Below are 9,825 nucleotides of genomic sequence, written 5' to 3' on the forward strand. Positions count from 1 at the left end.
CGGCCGACATCGCCGCCGCCGTCCGCGCCGCCGTCTGACCCCGTCCGCTCCGGTCGCGGTGCCCCGGTCGCGGTGCCCCGGTCGCGGTACCGGATCGAAAACACGCCTGGGTGGGCCTCGCGCGGTCCGTTTTCCACCCCGCACGCGGGGTCAGCGCGACAGGAGGGCGGACGTCTCGGCGACCGTGATCTGCGGCGGGTAGAGGCTCATGACCTGCACCGCGGCGGCGTGGTTCTCCGCCGTGGAACCGGCGCAGGCGTCGGTGGCGACGGTCACCCGGGCCCCCGCGTCCGCGGCAGCGAGCGCCGTGGAGATCACGCAGCAGTCGGTGGACACGCCGGCCAGCACCACCGGCGCGCCGTGTCCCACCACCGCCTCCAGCTCCGCGCCCCACTTGCCGAACGTGGGCAGGTCGAGCGTCGGGTGCGGGGACAGCCCGCGCGCCGCGGGAACCAGGTCGAACAGTGCGTCGTCGGCCGGGCGGTCGGCGAAGGGCCACGCGTCGAGGTAGTCGCCCCAGGAGGTGGAGCGGTCGGCCGTGGGCAGCCACCGCGTCACCAGCACGCGGTCGCCGAACCCGTCGGCGAGCCGCCGGATGTTGCCCATCGCGTCGTCGAAGAACGGCGACCCCCACGCGGAGTCGGGCGAGGCGAAGATGTGCTGAGGGTCGATCACGACCAGCCAGGCGTCCCGCGAATCCGGGCCGGCGGTCGTGGTCACGCCGCCTCCTGCCGCCGGATCTTCCCCGCCCTGGCGAACCAGGTCACGACGAACGACAGCACGAGCGCGAAGAACACCCCGAGGTTGGCGTACGCCCAGTCGCCGTCAGCGCCGCCGACCAGGAACAGCAGATACCCCTGCCAGTTGTTCCACGGGGCGGCCTCGGCGAAGCCGTTGAGCACGAATCCCCAGCCGATCACGCTCGCGACCACCAGGGTGACGATCGAGGTCCAGTCCCAGGCGCCGTAGCGGCCGCGGCTGTCGAACAGCGCCTGCTCGTCGTAGTCGGCGCGGCGGCGGAGGATGTCGGCGATCAGGATGCCGGCCCAGGAGGCGAGCGGCACGCCGAGCGTGATGAGGAAGCTCTGGAACGGGCCGAGGAAGTCGGTCGCGAAGAACACCACGTAGATCGTGCCGAGCGTGAGGATGACCCCGTCGATCGCGGCGGCCGACGGGCGCGGGATGCGGATGCCGAGGCTCAGCAGGGTCAGGCCGGAGGAGTAGATGCCCAGCACGGCGCCCGACACGAGCGCGAGGACCGCGGTGAGCAGGAACGGCACCAGCACCCAGAGCGGGAGGATGCTCGCGAGGGCGCCGATCGGGTCGGCCGCGATCGCCGTCAGCAGGTCGTCGTCGGAGCCGCCGAGCAGCAGGCCGAACACGACGAGGATGACCGGCGCGACCGAGCCGCCGACCGTGTTCCAGGCGACGATCGCGCCGTCGGAGGCTGTGCGCTTCTGGTAGCGCGACCAGTCCGCGGCGATGTTGATCCAGCCCAGCCCGAACCCGGTCATCACCATCACGAGTGCGCCGATCACCTGCCCGATGCCGCCGTCCGGACGCGCGAGCACCACGCCGAGGTCGATGCTCGGGATCGCGAGGACGATGTAGAGCACGGTCACCACGCCGGTGACCCAGGTGAGCACCGACTGCAGGCGCATGATCGTGTGATAGCCCAGCACGGAGGCCGTGACGATGAGCGCGGCCACCACGACGGTCGCGACGATCTTGAGCCACAGGCTGTCGCCGTCGCCGCCGAGCTGCGTGATCACGGTCGCGGTGGCGAGCACGGCCATGATCGCCAGGAACGTCTCCCAGCCGATCGAGGTGAGCCACGAGACGATGCCGGGGATCTTCTGCCCCTGCACGCCGAACGCCGCCCGCGAGAGCACCATGGTCGGCGCGGAGCCGCGCTTGCCCGCGATCGCGATCAGCCCGCACAGCAGGAACGACACCACGATGCCGATCACCGACACGAGCGTCGCCTGCCAGAACGAGATGCCGAAGCCGAGCACGAACGAGCCGTACGACATGCCGAACACCGACACGTTCGCGGCGAACCACGGCCAGAAGAGGTCGCGCGGCTTCGCGGTCCGCTCGGATTCGGGGATGATCTCGATGCCTGCGCGCTCGATGAGAGCCGGCCTGATGTCGGTCATCTGCTCATGATGGCACTGCTGCGCCCGTGCAGGGCTCAGCCGGCGAAGAACGCTCCGGCCACGCGTGTCAGGTCGTGCAGGTCGCTCACGCCGGCGAGCTCCCGCGCCGAGTGCATCGACAGGATCGGGATGCCCACGTCGACCGTGCGGATGCCCAGGCGCGTTGCCGTGATCGGTCCGATGGTGGAGCCGCAGGGCACGCCGTTGTTCGACACGAACTCCTGCGTGGCGACGCCCGAGCGCTCGCACCACTCACGCCAGGCGGCGCTGCCGACCGCGTCCGTGGCGTAGCGCTGATTGGCGTTGAGCTTGAGGATGGGGCCGGAGCCGAGCACCGGCTGCACCACGGGGTCGTGGCGGCCGACGTAGTTGGGGTGCACCGAGTGACCCACGTCGCTCGACAGGCACCACGACGCGGCGTAGGCCCGACGGCGGGCCGACGCGTCGGCGCCCAGCCCGTCGTAGACCCGCTCCAGCACGTCCTCCAGGAACGGGCCGGCCGCGCCGGAGCGCGACTCCGACCCGAGCTCCTCGTGGTCGAACGCGGCGAGCACCGCGATCGGCGCACCAGCGGCGGGCTCGTGCGCCTGCAGCGTCACCACGCCGGCGTGCACGGAGGCGAGGTCGTCCAGGCGACCGGAGGCGAAGAAGGCGCTGTCCTTGCCGAACACCGCGCCGCGTGCCGCATCGGCCACCACCACGTCGTAGCCGCGGACGTCAGACGCCGACACCTCGGCGGAGGCCGCGAGCTCCGCGAGGATGTCCGCCTCGGACGGGTCGCCCAGTCCCCAGACGGGCTGCGTCTCGGTCTGCTTGTCGAGCGCGAGGCCGTTGTTCACGCCGCGGTCGAGGTGGATCGCCAGCTGCGGCAGTCGCAGCAGGGCACCCGTGTCGGCGAGCACGACGCGGCCGTCGGCGAGGGCCAGGCGACCGGCGAGGCGCAGCTCCCGGTCGAGCCAGGAGTTCAGCAGCGGGCCGCCGTAGACCTCGACCGCCGCCTGCAGCCACCCGCGGACACCGGTCGTGGGCTGCGGCTTGAGTTTGAAGCCAGGGGAGTCGGTGTGGGCGCCGAAGACCTGCACGGGCGTGGTCGCGGTGGCGTCGGCGGGGACGACCCAGGCGATCGCGGCACCGTCGCGCACCACGACGTACCGCCCGCCCGTGGCGGACGGCCACGCGTCGTGCTCGTCGAGCCGCGTGAACCCGGCGTCCTCCAGGCGACGGGCGACCTCGGCCGCGGCGTGATAGCTGGAGGGGGAGGCGGCGACGAAGTCGGCGAGGTCCTCGGCGTGGGCGAGAGCGACCGGGGTGACGGGCATGGGCATGACCTTCCTGCGCGGGGTGTCTTTCGAGCGTAGTCGCGACCGGCGTTCCCCTCCGGTTCACCTCGGACGGCTAGGGTGGTCCCGATAGCGCCTAGGGTTCCGGGGTCCGCACCCGTCTGGTCCGAGCGGCGCCACGGTCCGCTCCCGTGAGCGGGCCGTCATCTGACAGGACAAAAGCCCGGAGGACCCTGTTCGTCGTGCCTGCGCCGAACGGAAGGGTCTGTCGTGTCCCCACTCGCCTTCGTCCTGGTCCTCGGTGCCGCCGTCGCCCACGCCGCCTGGAACGTGATCGCGCACGGCATCAGCCGCGCCGGCTCGCCGTTCCTGTGGTGGGGCGCGGTGGCCAGCACGGCCGTGTGGATCGGGGCGGTGCCGTTCACGGGGGGCCTCGGCACGTCCGACCTCGCCTCGTTCGCCCTCGGGGTGGGTGTCTCGGCCGTGCTGCACGTGGTGTACATGGCGGTGCTGCAGCGCGGCTATCGCGAGGGCAGCCTGTCGACCGTGTATGCGACGGCGCGCGGGACTGGTCCCTTCCTGTCGGTGATCGTCGCGGTGCTGCTGCTGGGGGAGCGGCCGTCGGGCATCGCACTGGTCGGCGTCGCCGCGGTGATCGTCGGCGTGGTGGCGGTCGGGCTGGTCGACCGGGGGAGCGGCGGAGGGCGGGGCGTTGACCTCGGCCTGGTGTTCGGGCTGCTGACGGGCGTGGCGATCGCGGTGTACACGATCTGGGACACGCATGCGGTGCGCACGTGGAGCCTGTCGCCGGTGGCCTTCATGGTGGGCACGACCCTGCTGCAGGTGCCGTTCTACTCGATCGCGGTCCGTCGCCGCTGGCCCGCGGTGTGGGCGCTCGGGCGTGCCCAGTGGCGCCGCATCCTGGCGTTCGGTGTGCTGTCGCCCCTGTCGTACATCCTCGTGCTGTCGGCGATCCAGATCGCTCCCGTCGCGCTGGTCGCGCCGTTGCGCGAGGTGAGCGTGGTGCTGGTGAGCCTGTTCGGCGCGGTCGTGCTCAGGGAGTCGCGGCCAGGGTGGCGGGTGGGCGCCTCGCTCATCGTGCTGACCGGCATCGTGCTGCTTGCGCTGTGACCCCCGCGGTTCCATTCTGGAGATGGCGCGGGGTGGAAGAACGACAGCCCTCGGACCGTCGACGCCGACGGTCCGGAGATGGATGCAGGTGTGAGCACTCTCCCGGATCCCCGCGGCGCGCGCGGTGCGCCAACGGAATGCCCGCGTGCCGCGCGAGGCACGGGGTCAGCGGAAGGTGACCAGTCCCGCGTGCGCGGCCGTGACGAGGATCTGCACGCGGTCGCGCAGGTGCCACTTCGACATCATGCGCCCGAGGTGCGCCTTGACCGTGCCCTCCGACACGATGAGCGCCTTGGCGATCTCGGCGTTCGACATGCCCTTCGCGAGGCACTGCAGCACCTCTTCCTCACGGTCCGTGAGCGGTTCGAGGGCATCAGCGGCGGTCGCGGCGGGCGTGGAGTCGCGCACGTGCCGGATCAGCATGGAGGCGATGCGCGGGGACAGCGAGCTCTGGCCGGCGAACACCTCGCGCACGCCGGTCACGATGTCCTCCGCGCTGGAGTCCTTGAGCAGGTAGCCCGACGCCCCGGCGCTCAGCATCGGCAGGACCGTGTCGCTGCCGTCGAGGGTGGTCACGGCGAGGATCCGCACATCGGGCCACCGTTGCGCGATGGCCGCCGTCGCCTCGATGCCGTTCATCTCGGGCATCTGGACGTCCATCATGACGACGTCCGGCTTCTCCCGCTCCACCGTGCTGAGGGCCTCCCGACCGTCCTCCGCCTGCGCCACGACCGTGATCTCCGGCGCGCGCGACACGAAGTGGGACAGCGCGGAGCGGACCAGTGGATCGTCATCGACGATCACGACGCGGATTTCCTGCATGGAGGAAGCCTAACCGCGCTGCACCCGCGGATCCGCGCTGTAGACCTTTGGCCATCGAGGTCTGGACTCAAGACAGATGTGCCCGCTCAGCGTCGTCGAGAAGATGAATACAGACATCGACAAACGACTACAAAATGGAGGTGAACGTAATGACTTTCTGGCAGCAGGTTGGCAAGTTCTTTGGTCTCGTCCGCTAGAGTACCTGGCGAATAGGAGATAGTGAACCATGGCCTTCGACCATTCGATTCGCGGGTCTGCGGATACTCTCCGGCTGGTCCGGGGCGAGAAGCTCAGTCCCATCGAGCGGATCGTCGTCCTGGTGATCATCTCCATCACGATCGCCGTCGATCTCATCGGGTTCATCACCACCCCCGGGGTCAACCCGGGAGCAGTGCTGGTGAGCATCGCTTCGACGGCCGCGTTCGCCCTCTACCTCTGGAAACCGCTCATCGCGACATGCGCCCTCGGCGTCGTGTTCGCCCTCTCTTTCTTGGCAGGAACCGAATCCCAGGTCCTGACCGCCGCCGCTGTCGCGGCCGGATTGGTCATGAGGCTCGGCTGGACTTCGCTGATCCTGTCGTACACCGGCGCGTTCCTCGTTTCGGCCGCCGTCGTCGCCATGGGCGACGCCGACGCCGGCGTGAACGTCGCCCTCTTCTTGGTCTTCGCCGCTGTCGCGGGAGCCGTCGGCTTCGCGCTGCGGATCGCGTTCGCACGTGGCAGCCGCCTGGAGCGTCAGCTCGAGGCAGCGGCCGAACAGGAACGCGAAGCAGTGCTCGCCGAGCGGCGATGGATCGCCGGCGAGTTGCACGACAGCATCGCGCACCACCTCACGGTGGTGTCGCTGCACGTGCAGATGCTCGAGGACCCCGGAACCAGTGACGATTCGCGTGAGGCCATCCGGGTGGCCGCGCGCAAGGCCATGACCGATCTCCGGTTCGTGATCGAGCTGGCCGACGACGGGCCCCGGTCGGCAGGCATGCCGACGGGCGACCTCGTCGCGGCGATCGACGAAGCACGCACCGAGTTCGCGGCCGCCGGGCACACGGTGGTGTGCGAAGGCGACCCGGGCGACGAGCGCATCCCGCGCGCCGTGGAGATCGTGCTGGCGCGCATCGTGCGCGAGTCCGCCACCAACATCTTGAAGTACGCCGGCGAGGGCACGGTCGAGATCCGTCTCGCCGTGGACGACGACACCGCGCACCTGACCCTGCGCAGTCCCCTTCCGACCACGCCCCGCCGCGAGCTCTCGTCGAGTCGCACGGGCCTCGGCCGCATGGCCGAGCGCGTCATGGGCGCGAGCGGTGAGTTCAGCGCGGGGGAGGTCGACGGGCACTGGCTCGTGTCGGCCGCACTGCCGGTGGCCTGAGGCGCTACAGTGGCAGAGTGCGCTGCGTGTGCACGAACAGACCTAGACGAAAGTCTAAAAAGGTCTCGACTTTCGGCACTTCAGAGCCCAATTCGCACCGGCATATGCTGAAAGCTCCCCAGATAAAGCGTCCCCAGCGCTGCGATCGCGGGCGCGATCTTTCTGGCTTCTGAACACTCCCGTGCCCGCGATCGCGAATCTGTTTCCGGGCCCTTTCCCCTGCGGCCGAATGCCTCTCCTCACGCACCCACGGCGCGCATGAAGTGCCCATCGGTCGAGATGCCGGACGCCGCCACCGTGAACCGGACCACCTCGCTGAGGTAGCGGTCCTCCGAGGCCTCGAAGATGCGTCCGTCGGCGTCGCGCGACGTGCGCGTGAGTCGCAGGATCGGTGCGCCCCGCGGAACCCGCAGCAGGCTCGCGTCCTGCTCGTCGGCTGCGACCGCATCGATCTCGTGCCGCAGCGTGACGATCGGATGCCCGAGGGAGGCCAGGTACTCGGTGATCGAGACCTCGTCCAGATCGACCTCGAACAGCCGACGCCCGACGTCTTCGGTGTAGGCGAGGCGCTCCAGCATGGTCGGCCGCCCGTCGAGGAGGCGCAGGCGGACGACGCGGACGATGGTGTCGTCACGCCCCACGCCGAGCGCGGGGCCCAGGTCGCCGGCGCGGCGCAGGCTGAGCTCCTGCGTCTCGGCGCCGGGGGTCACGCCGAGCTCGCGCGCCCAGCGCGTGAACGGCACTGACACGTCGACCGCCTGGTTCGCCTTACGCGCGACGACGCGCGCCGGGCGTCCGCGACCGGTCTCGATCAGCCCCTCGGCGCGCAGCGCCGCGAGCGCGTTGCGGATCGGGCCGCGGGAGGTGTGCCAGCGCTCGGCGAGCTCGGCCTCGGTGGGTACGTCGTCGCCGGGGCGCAGCGTGCCGTCGGTGATCCGGGCGCGCAGGTCGTCGGCGATCTGGGTGTACACAGCTTCAGCCACATAGGTACATTACTTCGCCATCGCGCGGATGCCGCGGATAGCCGGTGAGTGTTCACCCAGGCGAATGGCGGGTGAACGCGCCCTGAACTCTTCCGAGATAGGTATACATCTGAAGACCGAGCCTGTCAGAGTCGTCGAGGATCACCCCTCCCACCCTGAAAGGTCCACCATGAAGCTCCGTGCTCTCCCCGCCCTCGCCGGCGCTGCGATCCTCGCGCTCGGCCTCGCCGCCTGTGCCGGAACGGCCGAGGCCACCGACGCCCCCGGCGACGCACAGTCCGCCGGCGCGAGCGGGTTCGCCGTCGACGAGAACACGCTGGTCTTCGGCGTCGTGCCCGACTCGGTCGACACCGAGACCAACTACCAGCCCCTGATGGACTACATCGCCGAGGTCACCGGGAAGACCGTCGAGTACCACGAGTCCACCGACTACGCCGCGCTGATCGAGGCCGCCGTCGCCGGGAAGGTCGACGTCGCGTCGTTCTCCGGCTTCACCTACGTGACCGCCACCAACAACGGCGCGAAGCTCACGCCCATCTCGTCGATCATCACCGAGGAGGGCCAGGAGCCCGGCTACTACTCGCAGGCGATCGTCCCCGCCGACAGCGACATCACCAGCCTGAAGGACTTCGCCGGCAAGAAGGTCTGCTTCGTCGACCCGTCGTCGACCTCCGGCTACCTCTTCCCCTCCTACAACCTGCTCGAGGCGGGCATCGACCCCCAGGCCGACATCACGCCGGTCTTCGCGGGCAAGCACGACGTGAGCGTGCAGAAGGTCGGCGAGGGCGTCGAGTGCGAGGTCGGGTTCGCCGAGGACTCCGAGGTCGAGAAGTCCGACAAGGTGAAGGTGATCGACGAGACCATGGTGCCCGGTGCGCCCCTGGTCTACTCCTCGTCCCTCCCGGACGAGGTCGCGCAGGAGCTCGTCGACGCGCTCGGTGAGGTCACGATCGACGACATCATCGCCGCGGGCATCGACGGCGCCGACTCCGACGCGTTCCGCAGCGTGTTCTACGCCACGAAGCCGGTCGACGACGCGTACTACGACCTGATCCGCGACATCTGCGCCGAGACCGAAGCGGAGCAGTGCAAGGCCTGACGGCCTGATGTGCCCGTCGTCTCGCCGGCGCTCGCTCAGGAACCCGACTGCGGTTCCTGAGCGAGCGCAGCGGGACGAAGGGCCTCGCACCGGACCCGACCGCACGACAAGGAGATGCCATGACCGCGGCCACCGACACCCTCATCCGCCTCGACGGCGTGACCAAGACCTTCGGCAGCACCACGGCTCTGAGCGACGTGTCGCTCACCGTGGCCCGCGGCGAGATCGTCGTGCTGCTCGGCCTGTCCGGCTCGGGGAAGTCGACGCTCCTGCGACACCTCGACGGGCTCGAGGTGCCCACCGCCGGCACGGTCGACGTGCTCGGCGCCGCGGTCCCCGCGCTCCGCGGTCGGGCGCTGCGCGACCTGCGCAGCCGCGTCGGCTTCATCTTCCAGCAGTTCGAGCTCGTGCCGTCGCTGACCGTGCTGGAGAACGTGCTCACCGGCTCGCTCTCGCGCGTGCGCGGCCCCCGCCTCGGGCTCTGGGGCTACTCCCGCAGCGCGAGGCTGACCGCTCTCGAACACCTCGACCGGGTCGGGCTGCTCGACCGGGCGTACCAGCGCAGCGACACCCTCTCCGGGGGACAGCAGCAGCGCGTGGCCATCGCCCGTGCGCTCATGCAGAAGCCCGACATCCTGCTCGCGGACGAGCCCGTCGCCTCGCTCGACCCCGAGTCGAGCGAGCAGGTCATGGCCCTCATCCGCCGCATCTCCGCCGACGAGGGGCTCACCGTGGTGTGCAGCCTGCACCAGGTGGACCTCGCCATCAGCTGGGCCGACCGCATCGTGGGGCTGAGGCACGGCGAGGTCGTGCTCGACACCCCCACCGACGGCCTCAGCAAGGCGGAGGTCATGGAGATCTACGGACGCGTGGCCACGACGACCGCGGAGATCACGGCCGTGCAGGTCGAGCTCGCCGACGCAGCCACCCCGGCGGGCGTGGCATGACGGCCCTGGACACGGCGGCGGCGCCCGGCACCCGC

General features: G+C 70.3%; 9 protein-coding genes. 4 read left to right on the forward strand and 5 right to left on the reverse strand.

Annotation, left to right across the window (positions count from 1 at the left end; genetic code table 11):
• Positions 1-150 precede the first annotated feature (150 nt).
• Genes DW309_RS06470 through DW309_RS06480 form a run of 3 tightly spaced genes read right to left on the reverse strand, consistent with a single transcriptional unit; the run spans position 151 to position 3,478 of the window.
• The gene (locus DW309_RS06470; protein ID WP_136044893.1) at positions 151-720 is read right to left on the reverse strand and encodes a cysteine hydrolase family protein; all 570 of its coding nucleotides are present in this window, start codon (positions 718-720) and stop codon (positions 151-153) included.
• Positions 717-2,159: a purine-cytosine permease family protein gene (locus tag DW309_RS06475; RefSeq protein ID WP_136044894.1), complete on the reverse strand. Its 1,443-nt coding sequence runs from the start codon at positions 2,157-2,159 to the stop codon at positions 717-719. The genes DW309_RS06470 and DW309_RS06475 overlap by 4 nt, the downstream gene beginning before the upstream one ends.
• A 35-nt stretch (positions 2,160-2,194) precedes the next feature.
• Entirely contained in the window at positions 2,195-3,478 is a 1,284-nt protein-coding gene (locus tag DW309_RS06480; protein ID WP_136044897.1) for a M18 family aminopeptidase, read from the reverse strand.
• Positions 3,479-3,709: 231 nt separating this feature from the next.
• Here DW309_RS06480 and DW309_RS06485 point away from each other — a divergent pair, with 231 nt between their 5' ends.
• The gene (locus tag DW309_RS06485; protein ID WP_136034858.1) at positions 3,710-4,570 is read left to right on the forward strand and encodes an EamA family transporter; all 861 of its coding nucleotides are present in this window, start codon (positions 3,710-3,712) and stop codon (positions 4,568-4,570) included.
• A 165-nt stretch (positions 4,571-4,735) separates the two neighbouring features.
• Here DW309_RS06485 and DW309_RS06490 read toward each other — a convergent pair whose 3' ends face one another.
• Complete coding sequence (locus tag DW309_RS06490; protein WP_240744674.1) at positions 4,736-5,392, reverse strand: response regulator; 657 nt, start codon at positions 5,390-5,392, stop codon at positions 4,736-4,738.
• Between the two features lie 226 nt (positions 5,393-5,618).
• On the opposite strand from DW309_RS06490, the gene DW309_RS06495 reads away from it, so the two are divergent.
• On the forward strand, positions 5,619-6,761 hold the full coding sequence (locus DW309_RS06495; protein ID WP_136044895.1) for a sensor histidine kinase: 1,143 nt from the start codon (positions 5,619-5,621) through the stop codon (positions 6,759-6,761).
• Positions 6,762-7,000: 239 nt separating this feature from the next.
• On the opposite strand, the gene DW309_RS06500 is transcribed toward DW309_RS06495, so the two are convergent.
• Positions 7,001-7,744 carry a GntR family transcriptional regulator gene (locus DW309_RS06500; protein WP_240753138.1) on the reverse strand — a complete coding sequence of 248 codons (744 nt, stop codon included), beginning with the start codon at positions 7,742-7,744 and terminating at the stop codon, positions 7,001-7,003.
• A gap of 169 nt (positions 7,745-7,913) precedes the next feature.
• Here DW309_RS06500 and DW309_RS06505 point away from each other — a divergent pair, with 169 nt between their 5' ends.
• Together DW309_RS06505 and phnC are read left to right on the forward strand one after the other, a co-directional pair.
• Positions 7,914-8,843 (forward strand): phosphate/phosphite/phosphonate ABC transporter substrate-binding protein, encoded by a 930-nt coding sequence (locus tag DW309_RS06505; RefSeq protein WP_136036454.1) that lies wholly within the window; start codon positions 7,914-7,916, stop codon positions 8,841-8,843.
• Positions 8,844-8,962: 119 nt separating this feature from the next.
• Positions 8,963-9,790, forward strand: a complete 828-nt coding sequence (phnC, locus tag DW309_RS06510; RefSeq protein WP_136044896.1) for a phosphonate ABC transporter ATP-binding protein — start codon at positions 8,963-8,965, stop codon at positions 9,788-9,790.
• Positions 9,791-9,825: the final 35 nt, after the last annotated feature.

Source organism: Microbacterium sp. K41 (genome assembly GCF_004794395.1).
In the GTDB taxonomy this organism is placed as follows: Bacteria; Actinomycetota; Actinomycetes; order Actinomycetales; family Microbacteriaceae; genus Microbacterium; species Microbacterium sufflavum.

Excerpts from the sequence above, each read along its gene's own strand:
- DW309_RS06480 (WP_136044897.1), bottom strand. The coding sequence starts at position 3,478 with ATGCCCGTCACCCCGGTCGCTCTCGCCCACGCCGAGGACCTCGCCGAC.
- DW309_RS06490 (WP_240744674.1), bottom strand. The coding sequence starts at position 5,392 with ATGCAGGAAATCCGCGTCGTGATCGTCGATGACGATCCACTGGTCCGC.
- DW309_RS06505 (WP_136036454.1), top strand. The coding sequence starts at position 7,914 with ATGAAGCTCCGTGCTCTCCCCGCCCTCGCCGGCGCTGCGATCCTCGCG.
- DW309_RS06475 (WP_136044894.1), bottom strand. The coding sequence starts at position 2,159 with ATGACCGACATCAGGCCGGCTCTCATCGAGCGCGCAGGCATCGAGATC.
- phnC (WP_136044896.1), top strand. The coding sequence starts at position 8,963 with ATGACCGCGGCCACCGACACCCTCATCCGCCTCGACGGCGTGACCAAG.
- DW309_RS06495 (WP_136044895.1), top strand. The coding sequence starts at position 5,619 with ATGGCCTTCGACCATTCGATTCGCGGGTCTGCGGATACTCTCCGGCTG.